Consider the following 25,497-nt stretch of genomic DNA (forward strand, 5'->3'; position numbering starts at 1 on the left):
TCCGCTAGGCGGTGCGGTCCGGGTCCGCGGGAAGGGCGGCGGCGCTGACCCTCGCCGCGGCTTCCAGCGTCATCCACGCCTGCAGCTGGGTGGCGAGTTCGACGGCGGCGCCCGGCGGATACGTTTCGGCCGCCGGTTGGGCTGCATGCACGGAGAAAATGCTCCTGCCTGCGGACGCGGGCCGCGCCTCGCCGGCAGCCACCTCCCGGCGGCCGGACCAGAAGGCCTCGGCGGTGGCGGTCACGAGCCGGGCCGCGGCGGCCCGGGTGGCGTCGGGAAGCCGGCCGTCGACTGCTGCGAGTGCAAGGTAACGGCAGAGGATCCCGGTGAACAGGCCGCCGTCGCCCGATCCCTCGCACCGGAGCACTGGGCTGCCCGGGATGGTCAGCTTCCGGCCAACCGCCTCCACCAGCGCCGCAGCCCGGGCCAGGTTCGCTTCCCCGCCCAGTTCCAGGAGCGCGCCCAGCACGGGGCCCTGGTTGTAGGTGTAGACGGCACGCTCCACCAGCGTCCCGCCGGACGGGTCCACCCGGACACCGTCAAGGTAAAGGCCCTGGCCGGCGTCGAAGAGGGTGGCGTCCAGCCAGTCCAGCAGCGCCTGGGCCTTGGCCTGCTGGCCGGTGCGGGCATAGAACAATGCCACCGGAGCCGTGGCCGGGGTGTTCTTGAAGTCCCGCTTCTTGCTCCAGAAAGTCCCGCCGCCCAGATCGTCCGTGCACGCCGCATCGAATTGCAGGGTCAGTGCCGCGCGGACGGCGGCGTTGCGCCGGCGTCCGGGCCGCCGGGTGTCCTCCGCCAGCCGGTCGAGCCGCAGGGTGGCCAGGGCAAGCCACGCCATGTCGTCGTAGTAGTTGTTCACGAACGTCAGCGCATTGCGCAGCCGGACGCCCGTGACCAGCCGCGAGGCCAGGCGTCCGGCGCTGGGGCGGTGCGGGCCGTTGAACCGCGCTGCCGGGGTGGCCCCGCCGCCCAGTTCGCGCATGCCGGTGTCCACCAGGCAGTCCACGTAGTGCGCCTGCCACCAGTAGTGCCAAGGGAGGACGAGGCCCGCGGCCGGCCTGGCGCGCCGCAGCGCGGCAAGCCACCGATCCCGCGGCCGGCCGTCCGGTTCCGATTCCTGCCCCGCCGGAGGCTTGCCCTGCCCGGCCGGGTGCTTTCCCTGCCACAGCACGGCGCCCAGGTGTGTTCCGGGCAGGAACAGCAGCTTCCGGCCGAACAGGGCGGTCACGGATTGCGCGGCGTGGTTGGCCCGGTCGGGCCAGTCGGTGAAAGCGGGGCTGCTGGTGCTCATGCCGTCCACCCTAGCCGCGGGCCGCAGGCCACCACGCGCACCTCCGATTGGCGGGAGCAGTCGTGAACCAGGCCGGACACGTGCGGGAACGCCGGATTTCAGTTAACATTCACTAACTGATACCGCTGGCCCGCAGCCGGGGGACACGCATCAAGGAGGATGTATGGACAGCAAAGGCAGCGTGGCACTTGTCACCGGGGGTGCTTCCGGGCTGGGCGCCGCCACGGCGCGGAGGTTGTTCGACGACGGCGCCTCCGTGGTGCTGCTGGACCTTCCCTCCTCAGGCGGGCAGGCAGTGGCGGATGAACTCAACGGCCGCGCCCAAACCGGCCAGTCCGCCGTCTTTGCCCCCGCCGACGTAACCAGCGAGGCGGACGTACGGGCCGCCGTCGCGACCGCCAGTGAGCTGGGACCGCTGCGGATCGTCGTGAACTGCGCCGGCATCGCCACGCCCGGCAAGGTGCTGGGACGCGAAGGCGTGCTGCCGCTGGACACCTTCAGCCGGGTCATCCAGGTCAACCTGGTGGGAACGTTCAACGTGCTGCGGCTGGCGGCTGAGGCCATGGTGGCCACCGAGCCGGTGGCCACCGAACTCGGCGGCCCGGAACGCGGCGTCATCATCAACACGGCCTCCGTGGCCGCGTTCGACGGGCAGATCGGCCAGCCCGCGTACTCCGCATCCAAGGGCGCGGTGGCAGCCATGACGCTGCCCATCGCCCGTGAGCTGGCGCGCTCGCTGGTGCGGGTGGTCACCATCGCCCCGGGCATCTTCGAAACACCCATGATGGCGGGCCTGCCGCAGGAAGCCCAGGACTCGCTGGGTGCCCAGGTTCCGCACCCCTCCAGGCTGGGCAAGCCGGCGGAGTACGCCAACCTGGTGGCGCACATCGTGGACAACGCCATGCTTAACGGCGAGACCATCCGGCTGGACGGTGCCATCAGGATGGGGCCGAAATGACCGGCTTGGACCTGTCACAGCTTCCTTCAGCGGACCTTTTCGCCGTCGAATCCCTGCTCAACGACACGGAACGCCGCAAGCTCGCGCAGCTGCGGGACTTCCTGGCCGCCGAGATCGCACCCTTTGCCGGCGATTGGTGGAACAAGGCCGAGTTCCCCGCGCACCTCCTGCCCAAGCTGGCCGCGCTGGAATTGAGCACGCCATCCCAGCGCGGGTACAGCAACCTGTTCGCCGGGCTGGTCATCGCGGAAATGACCCGGGTGGACACCTCCATTGCCACGTTCTTCCTGGTCCACCATGACCTGTTCGTCCAGTCCCTGTACGACTTCGGCAGCGAGGACCAAAAGCAGCGGCTCCTGGCGGACGCCTCGGACCTGCGCGTCACCGGCGCCTTTGCCCTGACCGAGCCCCTGCACGGGTCCGACGTCGCCGGCGGGATGGAAACCCGGGCGCGGCGGATCTCGTCCAGGACCGGGAAAGCGGACAGCGGCGGCGACGCCTGGGTGCTAAACGGCGCCAAGCGGTGGATCGGCAACGGAACGTTCTGCGACTACATGCTGGTGTGGGCGCGCGACGAAGCGGACGGGGCGGTCCGGGGGTTCATCGTGGACGCCGCGCTGCCCGGCGTCAGGCGCACCCGGATCGAGAACAAGATCGCGCTGCGGACGGTCCAGAACGCGGACATCGTGTTCCAGGACGTCCGCGTGGCCGAGGCGGACCGCTTTAGTGGGATCAGCAGCTTCGAGGACACCAAGGAGCTGCTCCGCAGCTCCCGCATCATGGTGGCCTGGCAGGGCGTGGGCCAGCAGCTGGCCGCGTTCGACGTCGCACGGCAGTACGCCGTCGAACGGCACCAGTTCGGCCGGCCGCTGGCGGCGTTCCAGCTGATCCAGCAGCAGTTGGTGACCATGCTGGGGAATGCGGTGGCGAGCATGGGCATGATGGCCGGGCTGGCCCGGCTGCAGGACCAGGGCGACGCGGACATGCCCAAGGTTGCGCTGGCCAAGTCCTACATCAGTGCGCGGATGCGCGAGACCGTGGCGCTGGGCCGGTCGATCCTGGGCGGCAACGGCATCGTCACCGACTACCGGATGGCCAAGATCTTCGCCGACGCCGAGGCCATCTACACCTACGAGGGCTCGTTCGAGGTCAACACCCTCATCGTGGGCCGCGCCATCACGGGCGTCTCCGCGATTGCCTAGGCACCTGCCTTAGAGGAGGCACGCGCCTGCCTTATAGGAGGCACGACGGCGGGTGGCTGGCTTTTACAGGCTTGGCGGCGGCCGTTGGCGCTTTGCCTTAACCCCGGCCTTGGCCTTGGAAGTTTTCCACATAGGGTTCGTGGGCGGCTGCTGATGTCAGTGCCTGGTGGAAGACTTCGGTTATGGAAGCGGTTGTGGGGACGGCGGCAGCACTTGAGGCGGAGCCTCAGGGGCCGTTAGCTGCTTGCGCCCTTCAGCCAGGGCCTGTCGTTCCGGCCACCTTGACTGCAGTTGCTGGCGCACCCCGGCCATCGCTTGGCATTTCGGCTGCCGGGAGTGCGCCCGCTTCCTCGTCTGGTGTTCCGTCCCTTGCTGATGTCCTGGCTCTGCTTCGTGCCGCGCCGCTCGCCGCTGATGGCTCGGGGATGATGGAGCAGATCCGGGGGTTGGAGGATCTGAAGTGTTTAGCGGGGGCGCAGCAGGCGCGGCTTGCCGTGGCGTTTGATCTTCAGCAGCGGCGGGAGCAGGCCTCTGCCGGGCTGCCCGTGGATGAGCAGGGCGCCGGGGTGGCGGCGCAGATCGCGCTCGCGCGGCGGGAGTCCCCGGCCCGCGCTTCCCGGCTGCTGGGCATGGCTAAAACCCTCACGGGGATGCCGCATACGTTCGACGCTTTTCGGGCCGGCCGGTTGAATGAGTGGCGGGCAACGCTGGTCGTGAAGGAAACCATCTGCCTGTCGGCCGGGGACCGGGCCGCGGTTGACGAGGAGCTCGCCGCCGAGACCGGAACTCTCGACGGCGCCGGTGATAGGGCGATCGTGGCCGCGGTGCGTGCCGCGGCCTACCGGCGGGACCCTGCCTCTGTGGCGAAGCGTGCGGCCCGGGCTGTGGGCGAGCGGAGCGTAAGCCTGCGCCCCGCCCCGGACACCATGGCCTACCTCACCGCCCTGCTGCCCGTCGCCCAGGGCGTCGCCACCTACGCCGCCCTCACCCGGGACGCCGACACCGCCCGCTCGGCAGGCGATGACCGGTCCCGCGGGCAGGTCATGGCCGACACCCTGGTCGAACGCGTCACCGGCACCCCCGGCGGCATCACCGGGGTCGAGATCCAGCTCGTCATGACCGACCGCACCCTCCTCCAGGCAGACGCCGAACCCGCACGCCTCCCCGGCTACGGCACCATCCCCGCAACGGTAGCCCGCGACCTCGCCCTCACCGGCAGAAGCGGCACAGGCAAGAGCGGCACAAACGACGCCGCCAGGAATGACACCGCACGGAGCGAAACCGGCAAGAGCGAAGCCGGCGTGCAGGAACTCAACCTCTTCCTCCGCCGGCTCTACACCGCCCCCGGCACCGGGGAACTTGTCGCGATGGACTCCAAAGCCCGGCTCTTCCCGGCAGGATTGAAGCGCTTCCTCCAGGTCCGGGACGACACCTGCCGCACCCCGTACTGCGACGCCCCCATCCGGCACCACGACCACATCGTCTCCTGGCAGGGCGGCGGACCCACCACCGCCGGCAACGGCCAGGGGCTCTGCGAAGCCTGCAACCACACCAAGGAAACCCCCGGCTGGACCGCCAAACCAGAACCACGCCCGCGGCACACCGTCACCACAACCACCCCAACCGGCCACACCTACCGATCAACCGCACCACCGTTACCGGGAACGGCGCTGCCCGGGCCGGATCAACACGGGAACGCCGGCCATCCTTCAGCGGCAGAACAAGTCCCACCTCCCCTTGCTGTCCAGGTATTGGGGAGGGTGGTATCGGCGCGCATCGCTGGGCGCCCGCAGCCTTTCCAAGGCGCTGTGTCGAGCACGCGCGGAGTGTCCAGGAAACGCGCGCTATCCAGAAAGCGTGCCACGGCCGGAAAGACCGGGATTCCGTAGCAACCCCGGTCGGCGGGCTGCATCCGGCGGCAGCCGTGTTGGCGGCATGACCATCACGCGGGGTAGGGCGCCTTTTCGCCGGCCTCCACCCGGATGTCCAGGCTGTTGTTCTTCACCGGCATGGGGCAGGTGCCGTAGGGGGTGAAGGCACTGGGGTAGTTGATGGCCCGGTTGAAGTCCAGCACCACCGTGCCGTCCGGCCGCGGCCGCGGCGTGGAGAGTTTCCGCCAGTCGGCTGTTTGTCCCGGCGGGGCAGCGCCGTTGGTCTCGTCATGGAACGTGACCGTCAGGGCTCCGAGCTTCTCCTCCTCCGCCTGCAGCCGGAATTCGTGTGGGCTGCCGGGGAGCCGGAAAACCACCTCGCCCACGCTGCGGTGCACCCCGTCCACCAGGGGGTTGGCGGTACTGATGGGGACGTCCACGGGCCCGGGGTACGGCTCGAAGCGGGCTTCGACTTCCCAGTCCGGGTTGTAGGGGTAGGTGGGAACGCCGTCGAATCCGGTCAGGACGGGAGAGGCGGAGTCGCGGGTGCGGACGGCGTAACGGCCGCCGCGCATGGCCAGCTCCACCACCACCTGGTCCCCGGCCGGCCCGCCGAACTGCACCCACATCAGGGACTCTTCATCCGCCAAAGCCGCAGACACGGTGCCGTCCACCGTTTCCCCGGTCTCCACCAACGCCAGCCCATCCGCCGGTGCCGCGGTGAGGAACGCCGTCGTGCCGTTGGTGGACCACAATCCCGGGGCGAGGTCGACGGCGGCGGGGGAGTGCTCCAGCCACTGGAAGGAGGTGAGGGTCAGCCAGCCGTGGCGGGCCGCGAGGGCTTTGTTCCGGTTGGTGCGGAAGCGCTGCCAGCGCTCCAGCCTGGCGTCTGTGGTGGTGGCCATGGTTCCTTCCGATGGGGATGCCCCGGCTATAACCGCGCGCGCCGCGTGTTCATTCCGTCAGGGGTGACATCTTTTGAGACGGATTCGAACGAGACGCCGCCGCGGGGGTAGCATCTTTAGCTAGTAACGTGGCTCACAGTATCCAGCGCAGTGTACGAGCCAAGTCCGAAACCCTCGAAAGATTGCTTCCATGGCTCACACTGCAACACCTCCCGAAACCGATCTCGCCTCCGAACTGCGTGCGGATGTCCGGCGCGTGTCCACCCTGCTGGGTGAATCCCTGGTCCGGCAGCACGGACCCGAGCTCCTGGACCTCGTGGAGCAGGTCCGCCTGCTGACCAAGGAGTCCAAGGAAGCGGCGCGCGGCGGTGCGGATGCCACCGGCCCGTGGAGCGCCCACGACGTCGTCGCCCAGGTCCGCGAGCTGCTGGGCTCCCTGCCGATCGAGCAGGCCACCGACCTGGTCCGCGCCTTCGCGTTCTACTTCCACCTGGCCAACGCCGCCGAGCAGGTGCATCGGGTACGGGGCCTGCGCACCCGCGCTGAAAAGGACGGCTGGCTGGCCAAGACCGTGGCCGAGATCGCCGCCCAGGCCGGCCCCGACGTCCTGCAGGAAGTGGTCAACGGGCTGGACGTGCGTCCCATCTTCACGGCGCACCCCACCGAGGCATCCCGCCGGTCCGTCCTGGACAAGATCCGCAAGCTCTCCGACGTCCTGTCCCACCCCACCGCCGAGGGTTCCACCGCCCGGCGGCGGCAGGACCGGCAGCTGGCCGAGATCATCGACCAGATGTGGCAGACTGACGAACTGCGCCAGGTCCGGCCCACCCCCGTGGACGAGGCCCGGAACGCCATCTACTACCTGGGCGGCATCCTCACCGACGCGATGCCGGAGATGCTGACCGAACTCTCCGAGCTCCTGGGCGAGCACGGCGTCACCCTCGCGTCCAAGGACGCTCCCATCCGGTTTGGCTCCTGGATCGGCGGTGACCGCGACGGCAACCCGAACGTCACCGCCGCCGTGACCCGCGAAATCCTGCAGATCCAGAACCAAAGCGCCATCCGGATCAGCATCGGCATGATCGACGAACTGATTTCGATCCTCTCCAATTCCACCGCCCTGGCTGGTGCGGACGAATCGCTGCTCACCTCCATCGACGAGGACCTGAAGAAGCTGCCCGGCCTGGACAAGCGCGTCCTGGAGCTGAATGCCCAGGAGCCCTACCGGCTGAAGCTCACCTGCATCAAGGCCAAGCTCATCAACACCGGCAAGCGCGTGGCGGCCAACTCGAACCACGAGCACGGCCGGGACTACAGCGGAACCGAAGAACTTTTGGCGGACCTGCACCTGCTGGAACTGTCGCTGCGCAACCACTCTGCGGCCTTGGCTGCTGACGGCTCCCTGGCCCGCGTGCGCCGCGCCATCGCCTCCTTCGGGCTCCACCTGGCCACCCTGGACATCCGCGAGCACGCAGACCACCACCATGACGCCGTCGGCCAGCTGATGGACCGGATCGGCGGCCCCGGGCTGCGCTACGCGGAGCTGAGCCGCGAGGAGCGCTTCGAGGTGCTGGGCTCAGAGCTCGCCTCCCGCCGTCCGCTGTCCGGGCACCCGATCAAGCTCGACGGCGCCGCGGACGGCACGTACGACGTCTTCCGCGAAATCCGCCGCGCCCTGCGCATGTACGGCCCCGATGTCATCGAGACCTACATCATCTCCATGACCCGCGGCGCCGACGACGTCCTGGCCGCGGCCGTCCTGGCCCGCGAGGCCGGCCTCGTGAACCTCTTCGGCGACAAGCCGTACGCGAAGCTCGGTTTCGCGCCGCTGCTGGAGACGGTGGAGGAACTGCGGGCCTCGGCCGAGATCATCGACCAGCTGTTGTCCGACCCCTCGTACCGGGAGCTGGTCCGCCTGCGGGGCGACATCCAGGAAGTCATGCTGGGCTACTCGGACTCCAACAAGGAATCCGGCGTGATGACCAGCCAGTGGGAGATCCACAAGACCCAGCGCAAGCTGCGGGACGTGGCCGCCAAGCACGGCGTACGCGTCCGGCTGTTCCACGGCCGCGGCGGTTCGGTGGGGCGCGGCGGCGGGCCCACCTACGACGCCATCCTGGCCCAGCCCAACGGTGTCCTCGAAGGCGAGATCAAGTTCACCGAGCAGGGTGAAGTCATCTCGGACAAGTACTCGCTGCCCGAGCTGGCCCGCGAAAACCTCGAGCTGTCGCTGGCCGCGGTGTTGCAGGGGTCCGCCCTGCACCGGGACCCCCGTACCTCCGAGGACCAGCGCGAGCGTTACGGCCACGTCATGGAGACGATCTCCGACGCAGCGTTCGAGCGTTACCGCAAGCTCGTTGACCACCCGGACCTGCCCGCCTACTTCATGGCGTCCACTCCGGTGGAACAGCTGGGATCGCTCAACATCGGCTCCCGCCCGTCCAAGCGCCCGGACTCCGGTGCCGGGCTGGGCGGCCTCCGCGCCATCCCGTGGGTGTTCGGCTGGACCCAGTCGCGCCAGATCGTGCCGGGCTGGTTTGGCGTCGGGTCAGGCCTCAAGGCCGCCAGGGAAGCCGGCAACGCGGCGCAGCTGGTGGAAATGATGGACCAGTGGCACTTCTTCCGCTCGGTGCTGTCCAACGTGGAAATGACGCTCGCCAAGACGGACATGGACATCGCCGGCTACTACGTGGCCACCCTGGTCCCCGAAGAGCTGCACCACCTGTTCCGGACCATCCGGGAAGAGTACGAACTCACGGTCTCCGAGATCCAGAAGCTGACCGGGGAAAACCTGCTCCTGGACGCCCAGCCCACGCTGAAGCGCTCACTGGAGATCCGTGACCAGTACCTGGACCCGATCAGCTACCTGCAGGTGGAACTGCTGCGCCGCGTCCGCGAGGCCGCAAAAGCGGACAGCATCAGCGGGGCAGAAATCGACGAGCGCCTCCAGCGGGCCATGCTCATCACCGTCAACGGGGTGGCGGCAGGCCTGCGCAACACCGGTTAACCCAGCTTGCCGTATCACTTACGGTCCCTAACCGGCGCTGTTAGGGACCATAAGTGATAGAGCACGCAGGTTGGATAGGGTGGAGGGCATGCCTTCCTTCCAGACCCGACTCAAGATCACCGGGCTGCGGCCGGGAAATCCGCCGGAGTCCGTCATGGACACGGCCGTGGAGGTGCTCGGAACCCGGCACCACGTCGAGGCGCACCAGTTGCAGCTCGCCGGGGGAGTGCCGCAGCTGAACCTTCGCTTCCTCGTCGAGGCGAGCGAATACAGCGGCGAGAACCAGCAGGCCCGGGAATCGGCAGCCATGATGCGCGACGCCGTCGAACAAGTTGCGCTGACGGGTGCGCTCAGCGTGCTGCGGCGCAGCCGTGGCAAGTGGCTGCCCGTCTAGCCTGGAGGGCGTCTGGCTTGGTCATTGCCCGGTCTCCTCGACCGGGGACCGGTCGCCGCGCCGCCGGGTGACGATGATGCCGACGACGCCGCCGATCAGCAGGCCGAGCGCGACACCGATGAGGGAACTGGCCCAGAACGGCAGCCTCGTGGCCGAACCGGTGAAGTAACCCAGGCCCACCAGCCAGCAGGCCCACAGGACCGCGCCGAGGCCGGCGCACAAACTGAAGCCGCGGACCGACACGTTGGCAATGCCGGAAGCGGCGGACGTCGCCAGCCGTCCGCCCGGGATGAACCTGGCCCCGATGATGGTGCCGTAGGTGGAGGACCGGCCGGCCTTGGCCAGCGCGTCGTGGATGCCGCTGTGCACCCGCCGGCCCCACTTCCAGCGGTCCAGCAGGTGGCTCAGGCGCCGCCGGAAGAGCTGGAACACCACCATGTCGCCGATCCACGAGGCAAGCGCGGCCAGGACGAGCACCAGGAACACGTTGGCCCTGCCGTCCGCTGACAGGGCACCCCCCGTGATCACCACCATCTCGGACGGGACGGGCGGAAAAATGGCATCGCCAAGGACCAACGGGATCACCCAGAAATAGAGGGCGGCTCCCCAGCTGTCAGCGCTGCCGAAGTCCATTGCCACAAATTACCGCACTTTGGGAAACTGGCGGCATGCGGATTTCCGTGCTGCAGGGCAACATCACCCAGCGGCGGGTGGACGCGGTGGTGAACGCCGCAAATTCCTCGCTGCTCGGCGGTGGGGGAGTGGACGGGGCGCTGCACCGGGCGGCCGGTCCTGAGCTGCTGGCCGCCTGCCGGGAGCTCCGCGCCGGCGGCCTGCCGCACGGGCTCCCAGTGGGCGCCGCCGTGGCAACTCCGGCCTTCCGGCTGCCGGCCCGCTGGGTGGTCCATACCGTGGGCCCCAACCGGCACGCGGGCCAGACCAACCGCGCCCTCCTGGTGTCCTGCTTCAGTGAAAGCCTGCGGCTGGCCGAGGACCTGGGGGCGCAGGGCATGGCCTTTCCTGCGGTGGGCGCCGGAGCGTACGGGTGGCCGGCGGCGGCTGTGGCCGAAGCCGCCCGGGACGCGCTGGCAGGGTTCCAGGCATCCCATCCCGCGCCAGGCCTGGAGCTGGTGGAGTTCGTGCTCTTCCGCGCTGAGGTGGAGGCGGTCTTCAGGAACGTGCTGGGGCCGCTTCGCTGAGTTCCAGGCCGCTGCGGTATTCCACTGGCCTGCCGGACAGGGGATCCACGAACCGGATGCCGCGGGCCAGGAGCTGCAGCGGTTTGGCGTAGTCGTCCGGGGCCTTGTCCAGCAGGTCGGGGTAGAACGCGTCGTTGAGGATTCCCAGCCCCAGCGACGCCATGTGGACCCGCAGCTGGTGCGTCTTGCCGGTGTGCGGCTCCAGCCGGTACCTGGCAAGGCGCTGCGTGGTGGCCGCGGCATCCAAGGACGTGCCGGCGTCGAACGTTTCCAACTGTTCGATCCTGGTTTCCGCGTTCGGCTCGCCGTCCACGACCTCGGCGAGGAGGTAGCTGCGCGACTTGGTCATCCGGTTCCGGACCACCGCGGGGAACTCGACGGCGGCGTGCCCCGGTGCGGGCTCGGCCGCGGACACGCACTCGTATTCCTTCTGCACCTGGCGCTTCTCGAACAGCACCTGGTACTTGCCGCGGGTCTGCGGATTGGTGGAAAAGAGCAGCACTCCGGCGGTCATCCGGTCCAGTCGGTGCATGGGGATCAGGTCCGGCAGGTCCAGTTGGTTCCGCAGGCGGACCAGGGCCGATTCCTGGATGTAGGTGCCGCCGGGAGTGGTAGGCAGGAAGTGCGGCTTGTCCACCACGAGCAGGTGTTCGTCCTGGTGCAGGATGCTGATCTCCACCGGCAGCCGGGTCTCCGGGGGCAGGGTGCGGTAGTACCAGATGAAGGTGTGGTCCTCGAGCCTGGTGTGCCGGCTCAGGGGTACGCCGCCTTCGCCGACAATCTCGCCGGCGTCGAACCTGTCCTCGATGCCCTGCGGGTCAATGTGCCCCCAGCGGTGCATCATGTAGTCCATTGCGGTGTCCCACGGGCCCTCCTCCGGAAGCCGCAGGCGGGTGGCGTTCACGCCGTCGCGCACGGGAAGGGGGGATTGCATCACCGGTCCATTCTACCGGCGGCGCCACGTGGGCCGCCCTGGATCCCGGTCAATCGCGCCAAAACCGACGATAAAAAAGTTCTTGACAAAAAAAGTTGTCGGTTGGCATGCTGGAGGCATGCAGGACATAGCAGTCATCGAAGATCCCGCAGCGGCGGAGGCGTCGCTGGACCCGATCCGCACCGCCATCCTCCGGGAGCTGGTCCAGCCGGGATCCGCCACACAGCTGGCGGTCCGGGTGGGCCTGCCCCGGCAGAAGGTGAACTACCACCTCAAGGCGCTGGAGCGGCACGGACTGGTGGAGCTGGTGGAGGAGCGGCGCAAGGGCAACGTCACCGAACGGGTCCTGCAGGCCAGTGCCGCGTCGTACCTGATCTCGCCCACGGCCCTGGCCGCCGTTTCGCCGGATCCGCACCGCTTTTCCGACCGCTTCTCGGCCTTCTGGCTGCTGGCGCTGGCCGGAAGGATGGTGCAGGAGATGGGCAAGCTGATCACCGGCGCCGCGGCCGCCCGGCAAAAACTTGCCACCTTCGCGATCGACGGCGACATCACCTTCCGCAGCGCGGCTGACCGTGCCGCCTTTGCGGAGGAACTGGGCGTGGAGGTCACGCGGCTGGTGGACAAGTACCACGACGGCGGCGCGTCCGCGGGTGGCCGGCGGCACCGCCTGGTGGTGGCGCTGCACCCTGCACTCAAAGAAACCGGCGCCCCCAAGGAAACCAAGGCAGCCAAGGAAACTGACACACGCAAGGAGCACGGCAATGACTGACAAGCGCAACTTCGAAATCGTTTACGACACAGAACTTCCCGGCACGCCGGAGCGTGTGTGGGAAGCCGTCACCAACGGAACGCCGGCCTGGATGTTTCCCACGGACCAGTGGCCCGACGTCAAGACCGTCAACGAGTACCCCACCCACCTGGTCTCCCGGATGGAGGGGCCGGACGGCTGGTTCAACCAGCTGGAGCATGTCCTGGAACCGCTCGACGGCGGCCGCGCCCGGCTGCACTACGTCCACAGCGGCATCTTCGCGGACAACTGGGACCAGCAGTATGACGGTGCCAGCCGGCACACTGAGTTCTACCTGCACACACTGGGCCAGTACCTGCAGTACTTCGACGGCCGCCCCGTGGTCTTCACCGATATCCAGGCTCCCGCCACATCGCAGGCTTCCGATGGCTTCGCGCGGTTGCGCAGGGCCCTTGGCGTCGAGTCGGCCGGGCGGGGGTCGGCCGTGGACGTGGAGCTCGACGGTGTGGGCCGGCTGGTGGGTGAAGTCGATTTCTCGAATGAACACTTCCTGGGCATCCGCACCCCTGACGCGCTGTTCCGGTTCTTCGGCCGGAACGCCTTCGGTGCCCCCGTGGGAATGACGGTGCACGACTTCAGCGGAGCCGGCGACTCCGAGACCACGGCCAAAGCGTGGGGCGGCTTCCTGGAGCGGGTGTACGCCTAGCGCGGGCGCCTCCTCCGGGGCCTCGGGTCAGGCGATGGCGACGGCGGGAGCATGGGTGAGCGAGCGTCGAAGCTGGGGTGCGGCGTCGAGCCTGTCCTGGGCGGCCCGCAGTGCCAGCACCGCGGCCTCGAGCTTGTCCGGCGGGAGGGTGAAGGGCAGCCGCAGGTAGCGTTCAAACGCGCCGCCTACGCCGAACCGGGGTCCGGCCGCCAGCCTGATGCCGAAATCCGGGGCGAGGACTGTCAGTGCGGTGCTGGCGGGGGCGGGGAGCCGGCACCAGACGGAGAGGCCACCGGCGGGGCGCGTTGCCTGCCACGTGGGAAGGTGGCCGGCCAGGAGTCCGAGCAGGGCTTCCCGGTTGGCGCGCAGCGTCTCCAGCAGCGCAGGCAGCGGCTCGTCCAGGGCCCGCACCAGATGGGCGGCGGCCAGCTGTTCCATGACGGGGCCGCCCAGGTCCAGGGTGGTGCGTGCCGCGGCAAACCGCTGGATCATGGGCTCCGACGCCCGGATCCACCCGGTGCGCAGGCCGCCCCAATGCGACTTGCTCAGTGAGCCGATGGACACCACGGCGCTGCTGAAACCTGCCAGGGGGGTGGTGGCAACGCTGTCGAGGTTCAGCTCACGAAGTGTCTCGTCCGCCACCAGCACGGTTCCTGCCGCGGCGGCCGCACGGACCAGCCGGCGGCGCTGGGCATCGGGCATGATCATGCCGGTGGGGTTGTGGAAGTCCGGCACCAAGTAGGCGAGTTTGGGCTGCTGCTGCGCCATTGCCGATTCCAGGGCGGCCAGGTCCCAGCCGGACTCGGCGAAGGCGACCGGTACGGGGCGGCAGCGGGCGGCACGAACGGCGTCCAGTGCGTGCGGATAGCTGGGGTGTTCCACCAGGACGCGGTCCTGCCGATCCGCCAGGGTGCGGATGACGATGGTCAGGGCATGCTGGGCGCCCGATGTGACCATGACCTGCCCCGGCTGCGTTGGCACTCCGGCAGCCGAGTACCGGTCTGCTATGGCCTGGCGCATCGGCATCAGTCCCAGGGCGTCGTACCCGAACCCGGGCAGCAGGGCGGGGAGTTCGGTGAGCGCCGCCGCGAACGCCCGGTGCACCACCTCCCCGCTGGCCGGCAGCGCCGAATAAGCGAGGTCGATCAGGCCCTCGGGGGCACTGAGGCCGGGTGCTGCCGAGGGAGTGTCCGACGGCGGCCGGGGACCGAAGAGTGCCGGGCCGAACGAAGTATGTTCGGGGATGCGGGTCCTGCCTCGGCTGCCCTGGCCGCTGCTCAGGAAACCCTGCTCCCGGAGGCTCGCATAGGCCGCCGTGACGGTGGTGCGGCTGACCCCCAGTGCCGCGCACAGGGAGCGCTCGCTGGGCAGTGCCGTATCCAGCGGAACGCGGCCATCCAGGATGAGCAGCCGCACAACATCCGCCAACTCCCGGTACGCCGGCCCCGTTCCGTGGTTCCATGTGCCGAGGAGGCGGGACAACGCGGAGGCGGTAAGGGAAGTGGGCATGTAGCCAGTATTTCAGACTGGCTATGTTATTCAATGCCAGTTCGTTGGGAGCATGGTTCCATGATGACCCGCAGACTCGTCCAGCTGTTTACCGGCCTCGCCATGTATGGCATCTCCCTGGCCATGTTCATCCGCGCGGGGCTGGGCCTGGACCCCTGGGACGTCTTCCACCAGGGACTGGCCAACCGGACCGGGCTAAGCATCGGCGTGGTGGTGATCGCGGTGAGCTTCCTGGTGCTGCTGCTCTGGATTCCGCTTCGGCAGATGCCTGGCTTCGGTACCCTTTGCAACGCCATCCTGGTGGGTGTGTTCGCAGACGTCGGCCTGGCCTTCATCCCTGCCGTGCCGCACCTGGCCGGGCAGGCCGGGCTCCTTGCCGGGGCGGTCCTGCTGAACGGGATCGCTTCCGCCTGCTACATCGGTGCACGCTTCGGCCCCGGAGCACGCGACGGACTGATGACGGGCCTCGCAAGGCGCACCGGCTGGTCCGTCCGGTTGTCGCGCACCCTGATCGAGGTGACGGTTCTGGCCATCGGCTGGGTGCTCGGCGGCTCGGTGGGTGTGGGCACGGTGGTGTACGCCCTGGCCATCGGCCCCCTGGTCCAGCTGCTGCTGCCGCGCTTCATGGTTCCTGCCGCAGCGCCGCAGTCCGCCGGGGAGCCTACCCCCGCCAACTGCTGAAGACCAGCTGCCTGCGGTCCGACGTCACGCCGGGACAGGCTGGCATGTCGGGCAGAAGTAGATGTCCCGCTCTTCCTCGCCGTTGGGTTTGCCCAGCAGCCCGCGCCGGACGGGGGTCCCGCACTTGAGGCACCGCTGGTGTTCCCGCCCGTAGACCCAGTATCCGGGGCGGCCCGCCATCCTGCCGACGGGCATGCCGCGGGCGTTGAGGATGGTGACACGGCGGCCGGGGCCCAGGTTGACCTCCAAAAGCTGCTTGGCATCGGTCATCATGGTGCGGACATCCGGCACCTTGGAGACCGGCGTGGCAGGATGCACACCGGAGAGGAAGCACGCCTCGCAGCGGTAGATGTTGCCGATGCCTGCAAGGTTGCGCTGGTCCAGCAGCGCCACTCCCACGGGGACCTCGGGGTGGGCCCGGATGCGGCGCTCCGCCTCATCAAGGTCCCAGTCCGGGCCCAGGAGGTCCGGGCCCAGGAAGCCCACAATCGAATCCTCGTTGTCCGTCGCCACTACTTCAAGCACGCCCAGGGAAAATCCGACGGCGTCAGCGGCCGCCGTGCGCAGCACGCACCGCGCCGTGAAGCCCGGTTTCCGCCACCTGCCGCCGGGAGGATAGACCTGCCACGTTCCCTCCATCTTCAGGTGGGAGTGGATGGTGAGCTTTTTGTCCTCCGGGCTGACAACCCGCATCAGGAGGTGCTTGCCGCGGGGAACTACCTCGGCAACGGTCCAGCCGGCCAGGTTCAGCGTGGCAAAGCGCGGGACGCGGAAGTCCGAGGCCAGCAGCGTTTGTCCCGCGAGGGCCTGGTGCAGCTGGTGGGCGGCCCGCCAGACGGAGTCGCCTTCAGGCACGGATCCTCAGTCCTTTCGGGGTTGAATAGGCGCCGGCTGCGCTGAGGGCGGCAGCCACCGGAGTGTCCAGGATTCCGTGGCCGTTAACCTTTTCCATGATCAGCTTGTCCACGGCCCCACGGGTCACGACGCCCACCAGCGCGGCACCTGCCGCCGCCAGGACGTCGTCATCAGCACTGAAGGCCAGCAGCGTCTTGCCGCCGCGCTCCACGTAGAGGACCAGCGCGCCGTCCACCAGGACCACCAGCGCACCCGCCTTCCGGCCGGGCCGGTGGCCGGTGCCGGCGTCGTCCTGGACCGCCGGCCAGGGCAGGGCTGCCCCGTAGGGGTTGGCGGGATCGGTGGCGGCAAGCGCCAAGGCCACGGGCTCCGCCTTGGCCAGCTGGGTGTCCTCGCTGTACGAGCGCAGCCGGTCCACGGTGGCGGGAACGGCAAACTGGGCGGCGCCCAGGTGTTCGATGAAGTACCCGCGGCGGCAGCGGCCGGCCTCCTCGAGCCGTGCCAGGACCTTGTACATCAGGCCGAAGCCGCCCAGGATCTGCTCGGCCATGACCGAGCCCCTTGTGACCACCCCGTAGCGGTCGAGCAGGAGCTCGGCGGTGGCGCGGGCATGGATGGTGGGATCGAGTTCCGGCTCCGGAAGGGCAGACCAGCGGCCCGCGGCAGTGGGCGGCGTGGCGGCCCCGCCCGTGCCGTAGCGTCCGTCGCCGTAGCGGCTACCGGACAGGCCGGGGGATCCCATCAGCCCGGTACCGTGGGAACGGCCGAGCCTGCCCAGGCGCGGGGCCCTGGCCCGGGGTGCCCGGGCCACTTGGCGGTGGGCGGTATGGCCGCCCGCGATGAGTGACCTGACCGGGGCGAAAGTATCCCCGGTGATCCTGCCTGCCCAGGCGAGGTCCCACAGCGCGGTGACCACTTCCTGGTCGCTGAGGACGGCGTCCATGCCGCCAGCAACGTCGGTGAGCTGCCGGAAGAAGTAGCCGCCGCCGTTGGCGCGCAGGTGGTCCAGGAGCCGCCGGCCGGCGTCGCCCGGTTCGAAGTCGGGGGCAGGGTTGAGGGTCAGTTCCACGGAGTCGGCAAGGTGCAGGCAGATCCAGCCGTCGTTCCCGGGCAGGGCTCCCGCCCCGGACCAGAGGACTTCGCCGGCGGCCATCAGTTCGTCCAGCATGGCTGGCTGGTAGTTGGACACCCGGCTGGCCAGGACCAGCGGTTCCCAGGCCGAGGCCGGGACAGGCACGCCGGAGAGCTGGTCGATGGCGGTGATGATGCCATCCAGTCCGCGCAGCGAGGGCTGGCCGCGGCCGCCGCCGGGCGTGCGGACATGCTGCCACGCGGGGAGGAAGCGCCCATAGGCGGCGGCGTCCACCGGTTCAACCTCGGCGCGAAGGGCCGCCAGGGAACGACGACGGAGCTTGCGGAGGACGTCGGCGTCGCACCATTCGCTCTGGATAGCGTGCGGAACGTCGGGTGCAGGCGCGTGCGGAGGCGGTCCTTCCGCAGCGTCAATCAGCTGGCTTCCGGTGTCCAGCGCCGTGTCATGCGGTGCGTCTTCAGGTGGCGTTGCCTCCGATGTTCCGGCCCCGGGCGGTGTCACGTGGGGCCGGAATTCCCCCTCGACCACGCGGCCATCGGCCGCGAGCCGTTTCAGGGCCGTGCCCACCACCGCAACGCCAAGACCCAGCCGGGCTGCGGCTTCCGCGGCCGTGAAGGGGCCATGTGTCCTGGCGTAGCGGGACACGAGGTCGCCCAGGGGATCGGCCACGGGCTCGATGAAGGCCAACGGAACGCCCATGGGCAATGGCACGCCGATGGCATCGCGGAGGCGGGCGGCGTCCTCCACCGCCGCGTAGCGTTCCACACCGCCGATGTTGACCCGGATCGCTCGGTTGGCGCGCTGCAGGGCGGCCAGGTGCGCAGCAGCCTCCGGGACCGTTGCGCTGGTTTCAGCGGGGCCGGTTTCAAGGGCTTCGGTTCCGGCAGGACTGGATTCGGCAGTTCTGGTGCCGCCCGCCTCAACCACCGGCTGCCCGGCTTCGGCAGCCTGGGCCGCCGCCGTGCCGTCCAGCCGTTCGGCCGTTTCCTCCGGCGTCAGGGGTCCCAGCAGCCGCAACAGGTCCGCCACCCCCTCCATGCCGCGCGCCCGGCGGTCCGGGGCCAGGCGCTGCAGTTCGCGCTCGGTGGCCTCGATGACTTTGGCGTCAAGGAGCTCCCGCAGCTCAACGCGGCCCAGCAGTTCGTTGAGCAGGGTGGAATCCAGGGCCAGGGCGGCCGCGCGCCGCTCGGCCAGCGGCGAGTCGCCTTCGTAAAGGAACTGGGCCACGTAGCCAAAGAGCAGGGACTTGGCGAACGGTGAGGGCTGCTGCGTGGTGGTCTGCACGATCCGCAGCTCCCGCCGCTCCACGGACGCGGCGATGTCCTTCAGCGCCGGGAGGTCGTAGACGTCCTGCAGGCACTCGCGCACCGTTTCGAGCACGATGGGGAAGGTGGGGTACTTCCGGGCAACATCAAGCAGCTGCGCCGACCGCTGGCGCTGCTGCCACAGCGGCTGCCGCTTGCCCGGGGTCTGCCGGGGAAGCAGCAAAGCACGGGCGGCGCACTCCCGGAACCGGGAGGCGAACAGCGCGCTTCCGCCCACCTCGGCGGTGACGATCTGCTCCAGTTCCTCGGGGTCGAACAGGAACAGCTCGGCGCCTGGCGGCTCGTCCTCCATCATCGGCACCCGCAGGACGATGCCGTCGTCGGCCGCCATCGCCGAACCGTCCAGCCCGTACCGCTGGTGGAGCCGCTGGCCCACAGCGAGGGCCCATGGCGCGTGCACCGGCATTCCGAACGGGCTGTGCAGGATCACCCGCCAGTCGCCCAGTTCGTCGTGGAACCGCTCCACCACCAGCGTGGTGTCGCTGGGAACCACCTCCGTGGCCTGCTTCTGCTCGTTGAGGTACTGGATGAGGTTGTTGGCGGCGAAGTCGTCCAGGCCGCTGGCCTTGCAGCGTTCGGCGGCAGGACCGGCGTCGGAGGCCGACAGTTCCCTGACGAACGCTCCCAGGGCGCGGCCCAGGTCCACCGGACGGCCCAGGGAATCGCCCTTCCAGAACGGCAACTTCCCGGGCTGGCCGAACGCCGGGGATACCAGCACGCGGTCGTGGGTGATGTCCTCGATCTTCCAGCTGGTGGCGCCCAGGGCAAAGACATCGCCCACGCGGGACTCGTACACCATCTCTTCATCGAGCTCGCCGACGCGCCGGCCCCCGCGCGGCGCGCGGGCCGGCTTGCCGTCCTCGGCGGGGGAGGCGGCGCCCTCAGCCTCGGTGCCGATGATGTAGACGCCGAACAGGCCGCGGTCCGGGATGGTGCCGCCGGACGTGACGGCCAGCCGCTGGGCCCCGGGCCGTCCTTCGATGGTGCCGGCGTTCCGGTCCCAGATGATCCTTGGCCGGAGCTCGGCGAATTCGTCCGACGGGTACCGGCCGGCCAGCAGGTCCAGGGTGGCTTCGAAGGCGGAGCGGGGAAGCGAGGCGAACGGGGCGGACCGGCGCACGGTGCTGAACCATTCCTCCACGTCAATGCTGCCCAGTGCGGTGGCGGCCACGGTCTGCTGGGCCAGGATGTCCAGCGGGTTCGCGGGGATGCTGAGGCGCTCGATCTTGCCGTCCAGCATCCGCTCCACGGTGATGGCGGTGTGGACCAGGTCCGCGCGGTGCTTCGGGAAAAGGACGCCCTGGGAGATTTCGCCCACCTGGTGTCCGGCGCGTCCCACCCGCTGCAGCCCGCTGGCCACCGACGGAGGGGATTCCACCTGCACCACCAGGTCCACGGCGCCCATATCGATGCCGAGTTCCAAGGACGACGTGGCCACGACACACCGCAGCCGCCCCGATTTCAGGTCGTCCTCAATCAGCGCGCGCTGGTCCTTGGACACCGAGCCGTGGTGGGCCCGCGCCAAGACCGGATCAGCCCCGGAAGTGCTGCCCGCCTGCGCCATCATATGGGCGGGTGTGGCGGTTGAGGCAGGAACACTAGGCACCGGTCCCGCCGAGGAGTCCGGAGCGCCCGCGTGCCCTTCCGGAGCCGGATCATCCCAGCCGCCGCCCACCGCAACCAGCTGGCGCTCGGCGTAGATTTCGTTGAGCCGGGCCGTCAGGCGCTCCGCCAGGCGGCGGGAGTTGGCGAAGACGATGGTGGACTGGTTGGCCAGCACCAGGTCCACTATCTTCTCTTCGACGTGCGGCCAAATGGAGGCCTGCGGCTGCAGCCCGGAGGCGGGGCCGGAGTCGAAAGCGCCCGCGGCGCCCTGCAGGTCCGACATGTCCTCCACCGGTACGGAAACGGTCAGGTCCCAGTTCTTCCGGGCCGGAGGAGCCACGATCTCCACGGGAGCGGAGCCGGCCAGGAACTGGGCCACGAGTTCGCGGGGTTCCACGGTGGCGGAGAGCCCAATGCGCTGTGCGGGTTTGGGCAGCAGCGCGTCCAGCCGTTCCAGCGAGACGGCGAGGTGTGCGCCGCGTTTGGTCCCGGCCACGGCATGGACCTCGTCGATGATGATGGTGTCCACCTCCGTGAGGGTTTCGCGGGCCTTCGACGTGAGCATGAGGAACAGCGATTCGGGGGTGGTGATCAGGATGTCCGGCGGGCTGCTTAGCAGCGCGCGGCGGTCCGCGGCGGGTGTATCCCCGGAGCGGACGCCGACGGTGATCAGCGGCGCCGGAAGTCCCAGCCGCTTGGCGGTCTGCGTGATGCCGATAAGCGGGGACCGCAGGTTCCGTTCCACGTCGACGCCCAGGGCCTTCAAAGGCGAGATGTACAGGACCCGGGTCTTGCGCTTCGGCGCCCGCGGCCGCCTTCCCTTGGCAGGGGCTTCCGGGGCGGCGTCCGGAGGTGCTGCCGGTGCAGCGGCGAGGAGCCGGTCCAGGGCCCAAAGGAATGCGGCGAGGGTCTTTCCGGAACCGGTGGGGGCCACCACCAGTGCGTGCGAACCTGAGGAAATGGCGTTCCAGGCACCTGCCTGCGCGGGTGTGGGTTCGGAGAACGCGCCCAGGAACCACTCACGGGTGGGCCTGCTGAACTGGCCCATGGGCGCGGCGGAGGCCGGCTCCCTCCCGTGCCCTCCGCCACCGGACGGGGCAAGATCCTGGTTCATGCCTCCATCATGCCCCACGGCACTGACAGTGATGTCGGGGCCGCCGCCCGCTCCGCCTTCAGGACGACGCGTTAATGAACCCGATGGTGATTGCCGTCCACCAGCACACCTGCGAGATCACCAGGCAGGTCACCAGGTGCGCGCGCTGGCCAAAGGCCAGGTCCGTGAACCTGGCCTTGGCGGGCAACCGTGCGAGCCGCCGCATCAGCGGGATGAGCATTATCCCGTTCAGGCTGAGCACAAGGATCGCCCCGAGCTTGACGTCGGTTATCAGGTTGCTCAGGTGCGGGGTCAGGAACACGCCGGTGACCATCAAGCCAGCGAGGCCACCCCAGATCAGCGGAGTCGCGGCCCCGTCGAGCCGGATGATTTCTGCCAGGTCGCGCCTGCCGATGAGCCACAGGAAGCCATACCAGTCGACCAGGATGATGGCCCCAAAAGCCACGATGAGGAATACGTCATGCACCACCAGATCAATGTCATGGGCGTAGGCCTCCACCTGGACTGCGGTCGACGCCGTTACGGACAACAGCCACGCCACGGCCGCGGCAACGGAGAGGACGAACACAAGGCGCCGGGTGGACTTCTCGGATTCGCGGTGCCGCCTGATAGCGCGTCTGCTGACTGGGATGTAGCTCATGGGATACCTCTGCGAGACCTGCCGCCGGTCGCCGTCCCAGCCCAGCCGTGGGTAGCTCCAACATAGCCCCGCCGCGGCCGCCCAGCAAGGAAGCGCCGGGCCCGGTGCCGGCACCCGCCCCTGGCCGCGCGCCCTCAGGCGGTGCCCGCCGTCGGCAGGTCCTTGGTGGCCGGCCCTTCCAGCAGCTTGCCCTCGTTGGTGAAGCGGGAGCCGTGCAGGGGGCAGTCCCAGGTCTTTTCGTTGTCATTCCAGTGCACGATGCCGCCCAGGTGAGTGCAGACGGCCGAGAGCCGGCAGGTGGTGCCGTCCACGGTCGACACCGCCACAGGCCGGTTGCCTTTCCGGTGGACCTTACCCTGGCCCTCGGCAGGGGCTGGCGCGGAGCTTGCCTCTGCGGGCGCCGGCGCCCGCCCCGCGCGCCCCTTGCCGCCGTCGAACCTGCGGCCTTCCGCCGTCACTTTTCCCCAGTCGGTGGCGAGCCTCGCGGCCACCCCCGCATTCAACGCGACGGCGGAGAACGCACCGGCCGGAGAGGTCACCCGGTGGTGGATCGTGTTTGCCCAGGGCACCTGGCCGCCCAGGATGTCCGCTGAAATGTCCAGCGCGGCGGCAACGGCGTTCGTCATTCCCCACTTGTTGTAGCCGGTGCCGAAATAGATGTGGCCCTTGCCGCGGGGGAGCTTTCCGAAGAACGGCATGAGGTTGGTGGGCATGTAATCCTGCGCGGACCACGTGTGCGTGGCCACGGCGCCGGGGTAATGCCGGGCGGCCCAGTCGAGCAGGCCGGCAAGGTGTGCCTTTTCCGACGGCGTCCGGCCGACGTGGTGCCCGTGGCCGCCCACCAGCAGCAGCTTCCTGCCGTCCACCTCATAGTCCCGGAGGGAGTGGGTGGGCTGCTCCACCGAGATGTACATGCCCGGCGGGGGAGCCTGGCCTTCCTGCAGGTCCAGCGCGGCGGCGTAGGAACGGCTTGGTGTCAGTTTTGCGAAATACAGGCCCCGGTCCAGGACCGGGATGCCGGTGGCCAGCACCACCCGGTCGGCCCTGACGCTGCCCCGGTTGGTCCGGACGGCAGCGGGCGGGTCGCCGGTGACGTCCTGCAGGCGGACACCGCTGACAACGTGCCCGCCGCGGCCGCGGATATCGGCGATCAATGCGTCGATGACCTCGAGTGGGTTGATCTGCGCCTGGTCCCGCATCCGGACGGCGCCGTGGACGGGGAACGGCAGGCCGGCGTCGCGCACGTAATCCACGTCCAGCCCGGCGGTGGAGGCGGCGCTGATTTCTTCGCGCAGCTTCTCGGTGCCCTGGGCGGAGGCGGCGTAGGTGTACGCGTCCCGGCGCTGGTAGGGAACCTTCTGTTCGTCCAGGTAGCGCAGGAGCCACGCCTGCCCTTCCCGGTTGCCGTCCACGTAGGCCTGCACCTGCTTCGCTGAATACTGCCGGGCCAGCTGGGACAGGAACGTGCCCTGGAGCAGGGTTACTTTCGCGGTGGTGTTGCCGGTGGTCACCGCCCCCGGGTAGCGGGCTTCGAGCACCAGGACGTTCTGTCCGGAGCGCGCCAGCAGCAGCGCGGACACCAATCCTGTCAGTCCGGCTCCGGCAACCACGGTGTCATACCTGTTGTCCGGCTCGAACGGATCAGACGTAAAGGTTTGCGCGCGGTCCAGCCAAAGTGACGTCATGCCAGTCCAACCTGCCTCCGGTACATGGCCCTGCGGGCCGCTTTTGTGATGGGTCCGTTATGGGCGCATCCTGTCCGCCGTGGTGTTGATAAGTATACTTACGGTGCGGCCCGGCGGGCTGGAATTTTCGACGGCGGCGCACAAGCAGTAAAGGCGGCCCGGCTTGATAGCCGGGCCGCCTTTACTGCTTCGAGGGAAACCTATGCCAGGGGCACGGCCGGCATCAGGCCGGCTGGAACGCCCCGATGGTGAGCAGGACGATATCTGCGTTGCTGCAGGCCTTGGTGGGCTGCGGCAGGAACAGCGAGTCGGTGTCCTCGGGCGGGTAGACACGGTAGCCTGCGGCGTCCACCAGGGTGCAGCCCATGTAGTTGCCGGCCTGGGTGTAGCGCAGCACCGCGGTACCGGTCTGGCCCGGGGCCAGGACGACGTCGACGACGCCTGCGGACTCGTCGCGCTGGGCCGGTGCACCAATGGGGGCGCCGGCGGCGTCGGCCACCAGGGAGACTCCGGGGAAACCCTTGAGGAGGCAGGGTTCGGCACCCTTGTTGGTCAGGTTGAGCTTCATGTAGACGCTGCCGGCCGCGCCGCCGCCGGTGGCATCGGTGGCCGCGGTGAGGCTGGCCGCCTTGCACAGGGCAGGAGCGCCGCCACCGGTTGCATCGGAGGACGGCGGCGAGGACGGGGACGGCGTCGAGGTGGCAGAGGAGGCCGAAGTGGTGGGACTTGCGGACTGGCTCACCTGGCCGGTGGCCGGGGCCGTGGTGGATTGCGACTGGGGCTGGCTCGGACCGCACCCGGTGAGCAGGAGGGCAGCTGCTGCTGCCGCCGTGGACATGACTAACCCCTGGGACATTCTGTGAGACCTCATGGCATTACCTTCGCGGCACTGGTGCCCTGCGTCAACGATGCCACCGGCGGAACCGCACATTTGATGCCCGGATCGTGATGATCCGGGCATCAAATGCCGGCTACTTGCCGCTCTGGTCCGCGCCTGCGGCACCCCCGGCCGCACCCTTCGGCGCCGGGCGCCGTGCCCCGCTCCGAAGCAGGGCCCCGGCGCCGAGGACCAGGCCGCCCAGGCCCGCGGCGAGGCCCGCCCAGCTGCGGGCGTCCGCGCCGCTGTCCGTAACGGCCGCAGCCTGCTCGGTGGGCGCCCCTGCGGAGTGGGAAGACCCGGCAGGGTGCGCAGCGTCCCCGTGCCCGTCCGCGGCCGAAGCGGCAGTGATGGTCATGGCGGGGGCGGGGGCCTTGAGGCTGTGCGGGTCCTGACCGACTTCGGCGGTTTCGGACCAGTCGGTCTGGCCGCTCTCGCACGTCTGCAGCGTGGGGAAGTTCAAGGTGGTCCCGGCGGCGTCGGGCAGGTGCACGGAGAGGACCAGCGCATCGCGGAGCTCGGGGCTCAGCGGGGTCTTTGCGGTGTAGACGATCTGGCTGGTCCTTTTGGTGATGCTGGAGCCGTCCGCCAGCTTCCGGGGCTCGGCGAAAGTCTCCGTCACCTTTTCCACGGACCAGTTGGGGTTCACGGTGGGCTGGGCGTCATTGAGCTCCGGGGGAAGCGTGATCGCCACCTTGGTGGTGGGGGAGGTGTCGCAGCCGTGCGGTATGCCAAAGGTCAGCAGTGCGTAGGAGCCGGCGTCGGTTTTGTCCGGTGTCACACCCACGTGGGCTGACGCGCCGCCTGCCGCTGCCAGCAGCAGGGCCGCGGCGCCCCCGGTGGCTGTGGCGGTGGTCAGGGCGCGGCGAAGCATGGAGGTTGTCATGGGGTTTGCCTT

The 25,497-nt window shown here is 69.3% G+C and carries 20 protein-coding genes; 9 read left to right on the forward strand and 11 right to left on the reverse strand.

Features of this window, described 5'->3' with window-relative positions; all coding sequences use genetic code 11:
• Nucleotides 1–4: 4 nt before the first annotated feature.
• Nucleotides 5–1,291: a glycoside hydrolase family 76 protein gene (locus K4G53_RS09670; RefSeq protein ID WP_221385478.1), complete on the reverse strand. Its 1,287-nt coding sequence runs from the start codon at nucleotides 1,289–1,291 to the stop codon at nucleotides 5–7.
• A gap of 163 nt (nucleotides 1,292–1,454) precedes the next feature.
• Between K4G53_RS09670 and K4G53_RS09675 the strand changes: the two genes are divergently transcribed.
• The 3 genes from K4G53_RS09675 (at nucleotide 1,455) to K4G53_RS09685 (ending at nucleotide 5,340) form a co-directional block, all read left to right on the forward strand.
• Nucleotides 1,455–2,249 (forward strand): 3-hydroxyacyl-CoA dehydrogenase, encoded by a 795-nt coding sequence (locus K4G53_RS09675; RefSeq protein ID WP_221385479.1) that lies wholly within the window; start codon nucleotides 1,455–1,457, stop codon nucleotides 2,247–2,249.
• Nucleotides 2,246–3,451 (forward strand): acyl-CoA dehydrogenase family protein, encoded by a 1,206-nt coding sequence (locus K4G53_RS09680; RefSeq protein ID WP_221385480.1) that lies wholly within the window; start codon nucleotides 2,246–2,248, stop codon nucleotides 3,449–3,451. The genes K4G53_RS09675 and K4G53_RS09680 overlap by 4 nt, the downstream gene beginning before the upstream one ends.
• A gap of 425 nt (nucleotides 3,452–3,876) precedes the next feature.
• Nucleotides 3,877–5,340, forward strand: a complete 1,464-nt coding sequence (locus K4G53_RS09685; protein WP_221385481.1) for an HNH endonuclease signature motif containing protein — start codon at nucleotides 3,877–3,879, stop codon at nucleotides 5,338–5,340.
• 53 nt (nucleotides 5,341–5,393) lie between these two features.
• Here K4G53_RS09685 and K4G53_RS09690 read toward each other — a convergent pair whose 3' ends face one another.
• Nucleotides 5,394–6,227 (reverse strand): DUF1684 domain-containing protein, encoded by an 834-nt coding sequence (locus tag K4G53_RS09690; RefSeq protein ID WP_221385482.1) that lies wholly within the window; start codon nucleotides 6,225–6,227, stop codon nucleotides 5,394–5,396.
• A 190-nt stretch (nucleotides 6,228–6,417) separates the two neighbouring features.
• On the opposite strand from K4G53_RS09690, the gene ppc reads away from it, so the two are divergent.
• Both ppc and K4G53_RS09700 read left to right on the forward strand, forming a co-directional pair.
• Nucleotides 6,418–9,234 (forward strand): phosphoenolpyruvate carboxylase, encoded by a 2,817-nt coding sequence (gene ppc, locus K4G53_RS09695; RefSeq protein WP_221385483.1) that lies wholly within the window; start codon nucleotides 6,418–6,420, stop codon nucleotides 9,232–9,234.
• Nucleotides 9,235–9,322: 88 nt separating this feature from the next.
• Nucleotides 9,323–9,628 (forward strand): hypothetical protein, encoded by a 306-nt coding sequence (locus K4G53_RS09700; RefSeq protein ID WP_221385484.1) that lies wholly within the window; start codon nucleotides 9,323–9,325, stop codon nucleotides 9,626–9,628.
• 21 nt (nucleotides 9,629–9,649) lie between these two features.
• Here the strand turns inward: K4G53_RS09700 and K4G53_RS09705 are convergent, their stop codons facing one another.
• A complete protein-coding gene (locus tag K4G53_RS09705; RefSeq protein WP_221385485.1) occupies nucleotides 9,650–10,261 on the reverse strand; it encodes a DedA family protein in 612 nt (203 codons plus the stop codon).
• Between the two features lie 35 nt (nucleotides 10,262–10,296).
• Here K4G53_RS09705 and K4G53_RS09710 point away from each other — a divergent pair, with 35 nt between their 5' ends.
• Nucleotides 10,297–10,827, forward strand: coding sequence for an O-acetyl-ADP-ribose deacetylase (locus K4G53_RS09710; protein WP_221385486.1), 531 nt, complete (start codon nucleotides 10,297–10,299; stop codon nucleotides 10,825–10,827).
• On the opposite strand, the gene K4G53_RS09715 is transcribed toward K4G53_RS09710, so the two are convergent.
• Nucleotides 10,799–11,761, reverse strand: coding sequence for an RluA family pseudouridine synthase (locus K4G53_RS09715; protein ID WP_221385613.1), 963 nt, complete (start codon nucleotides 11,759–11,761; stop codon nucleotides 10,799–10,801). The genes K4G53_RS09710 and K4G53_RS09715 overlap by 29 nt on opposite strands.
• Before the next feature lie 118 nt (nucleotides 11,762–11,879).
• On the opposite strand from K4G53_RS09715, the gene K4G53_RS09720 reads away from it, so the two are divergent.
• Together K4G53_RS09720 and K4G53_RS09725 are read left to right on the forward strand one after the other, a co-directional pair.
• Nucleotides 11,880–12,530 (forward strand): helix-turn-helix domain-containing protein, encoded by a 651-nt coding sequence (locus K4G53_RS09720; RefSeq protein ID WP_221385487.1) that lies wholly within the window; start codon nucleotides 11,880–11,882, stop codon nucleotides 12,528–12,530.
• Complete coding sequence (locus tag K4G53_RS09725; RefSeq protein WP_221385488.1) at nucleotides 12,523–13,215, forward strand: SRPBCC domain-containing protein; 693 nt, start codon at nucleotides 12,523–12,525, stop codon at nucleotides 13,213–13,215. The genes K4G53_RS09720 and K4G53_RS09725 overlap by 8 nt, the downstream gene beginning before the upstream one ends.
• Nucleotides 13,216–13,242: 27 nt before the next feature.
• Here K4G53_RS09725 and K4G53_RS09730 read toward each other — a convergent pair whose 3' ends face one another.
• Nucleotides 13,243–14,724, reverse strand: coding sequence for a PLP-dependent aminotransferase family protein (locus tag K4G53_RS09730; protein ID WP_221385489.1), 1,482 nt, complete (start codon nucleotides 14,722–14,724; stop codon nucleotides 13,243–13,245).
• Between the two features lie 60 nt (nucleotides 14,725–14,784).
• On the opposite strand from K4G53_RS09730, the gene K4G53_RS09735 reads away from it, so the two are divergent.
• Nucleotides 14,785–15,405, forward strand: coding sequence for a YitT family protein (locus K4G53_RS09735; RefSeq protein WP_221385490.1), 621 nt, complete (start codon nucleotides 14,785–14,787; stop codon nucleotides 15,403–15,405).
• 24 nt (nucleotides 15,406–15,429) lie between these two features.
• Here K4G53_RS09735 and K4G53_RS09740 read toward each other — a convergent pair whose 3' ends face one another.
• The 6 genes from K4G53_RS09740 to K4G53_RS09765 form a co-directional block, all read right to left on the reverse strand.
• On the reverse strand, nucleotides 15,430–16,260 hold the full coding sequence (locus tag K4G53_RS09740; protein ID WP_221385491.1) for an Fpg/Nei family DNA glycosylase: 831 nt from the start codon (nucleotides 16,258–16,260) through the stop codon (nucleotides 15,430–15,432).
• A complete protein-coding gene (locus tag K4G53_RS09745) occupies nucleotides 16,253–21,397 on the reverse strand; it encodes a DNA glycosylase AlkZ-like family protein (RefSeq protein ID WP_374226156.1) in 5,145 nt (1,714 codons plus the stop codon). Before K4G53_RS09745 ends, K4G53_RS09740 begins: the two co-directional genes overlap by 8 nt.
• 58 nt (nucleotides 21,398–21,455) lie before the next feature.
• Nucleotides 21,456–22,037: a hypothetical protein gene (locus K4G53_RS09750; protein WP_221385492.1), complete on the reverse strand. Its 582-nt coding sequence runs from the start codon at nucleotides 22,035–22,037 to the stop codon at nucleotides 21,456–21,458.
• A 134-nt stretch (nucleotides 22,038–22,171) separates the two neighbouring features.
• Nucleotides 22,172–23,722, reverse strand: a complete 1,551-nt coding sequence (locus tag K4G53_RS09755) for an FAD-dependent oxidoreductase (protein ID WP_221385493.1) — start codon at nucleotides 23,720–23,722, stop codon at nucleotides 22,172–22,174.
• Between the two features lie 223 nt (nucleotides 23,723–23,945).
• The gene (locus tag K4G53_RS09760; RefSeq protein WP_221385494.1) at nucleotides 23,946–24,593 is read right to left on the reverse strand and encodes a DUF4232 domain-containing protein; all 648 of its coding nucleotides are present in this window, start codon (nucleotides 24,591–24,593) and stop codon (nucleotides 23,946–23,948) included.
• Nucleotides 24,594–24,693: 100 nt separating this feature from the next.
• Nucleotides 24,694–25,485, reverse strand: coding sequence for a YcnI family protein (locus K4G53_RS09765; protein WP_221385495.1), 792 nt, complete (start codon nucleotides 25,483–25,485; stop codon nucleotides 24,694–24,696).
• Nucleotides 25,486–25,497 lie beyond the last annotated feature (12 nt).

Origin of the sequence: Arthrobacter sp. MAHUQ-56, assembly GCF_019710585.1 — a bacterium.
GTDB lineage: Bacteria > Actinomycetota > Actinomycetes > Actinomycetales > Micrococcaceae > Arthrobacter.

Excerpts from the sequence above, each read along its gene's own strand:
- K4G53_RS09670 (WP_221385478.1), bottom strand. The coding sequence starts at position 1,291 with ATGAGCACCAGCAGCCCCGCTTTCACCGACTGGCCCGACCGGGCCAAC.
- K4G53_RS09675 (WP_221385479.1), top strand. The coding sequence starts at position 1,455 with ATGGACAGCAAAGGCAGCGTGGCACTTGTCACCGGGGGTGCTTCCGGG.
- K4G53_RS09680 (WP_221385480.1), top strand. The coding sequence starts at position 2,246 with ATGACCGGCTTGGACCTGTCACAGCTTCCTTCAGCGGACCTTTTCGCC.
- K4G53_RS09685 (WP_221385481.1), top strand. The coding sequence starts at position 3,877 with ATGATGGAGCAGATCCGGGGGTTGGAGGATCTGAAGTGTTTAGCGGGG.
- K4G53_RS09690 (WP_221385482.1), bottom strand. The coding sequence starts at position 6,227 with ATGGCCACCACCACAGACGCCAGGCTGGAGCGCTGGCAGCGCTTCCGC.
- ppc (WP_221385483.1), top strand. The coding sequence starts at position 6,418 with ATGGCTCACACTGCAACACCTCCCGAAACCGATCTCGCCTCCGAACTG.
- K4G53_RS09700 (WP_221385484.1), top strand. The coding sequence starts at position 9,323 with ATGCCTTCCTTCCAGACCCGACTCAAGATCACCGGGCTGCGGCCGGGA.
- K4G53_RS09705 (WP_221385485.1), bottom strand. The coding sequence starts at position 10,261 with ATGGACTTCGGCAGCGCTGACAGCTGGGGAGCCGCCCTCTATTTCTGG.
- K4G53_RS09710 (WP_221385486.1), top strand. The coding sequence starts at position 10,297 with ATGCGGATTTCCGTGCTGCAGGGCAACATCACCCAGCGGCGGGTGGAC.
- K4G53_RS09715 (WP_221385613.1), bottom strand. The coding sequence starts at position 11,761 with ATGCAATCCCCCCTTCCCGTGCGCGACGGCGTGAACGCCACCCGCCTG.
- K4G53_RS09720 (WP_221385487.1), top strand. The coding sequence starts at position 11,880 with ATGCAGGACATAGCAGTCATCGAAGATCCCGCAGCGGCGGAGGCGTCG.
- K4G53_RS09725 (WP_221385488.1), top strand. The coding sequence starts at position 12,523 with ATGACTGACAAGCGCAACTTCGAAATCGTTTACGACACAGAACTTCCC.
- K4G53_RS09730 (WP_221385489.1), bottom strand. The coding sequence starts at position 14,724 with ATGCCCACTTCCCTTACCGCCTCCGCGTTGTCCCGCCTCCTCGGCACA.
- K4G53_RS09735 (WP_221385490.1), top strand. The coding sequence starts at position 14,785 with ATGATGACCCGCAGACTCGTCCAGCTGTTTACCGGCCTCGCCATGTAT.
- K4G53_RS09745 (WP_374226156.1), bottom strand. The coding sequence starts at position 21,397 with ATGAACCAGGATCTTGCCCCGTCCGGTGGCGGAGGGCACGGGAGGGAG.
- K4G53_RS09750 (WP_221385492.1), bottom strand. The coding sequence starts at position 22,037 with ATGAGCTACATCCCAGTCAGCAGACGCGCTATCAGGCGGCACCGCGAA.
- K4G53_RS09755 (WP_221385493.1), bottom strand. The coding sequence starts at position 23,722 with ATGACGTCACTTTGGCTGGACCGCGCGCAAACCTTTACGTCTGATCCG.
- K4G53_RS09760 (WP_221385494.1), bottom strand. The coding sequence starts at position 24,593 with ATGAGGTCTCACAGAATGTCCCAGGGGTTAGTCATGTCCACGGCGGCA.
- K4G53_RS09765 (WP_221385495.1), bottom strand. The coding sequence starts at position 25,485 with ATGACAACCTCCATGCTTCGCCGCGCCCTGACCACCGCCACAGCCACC.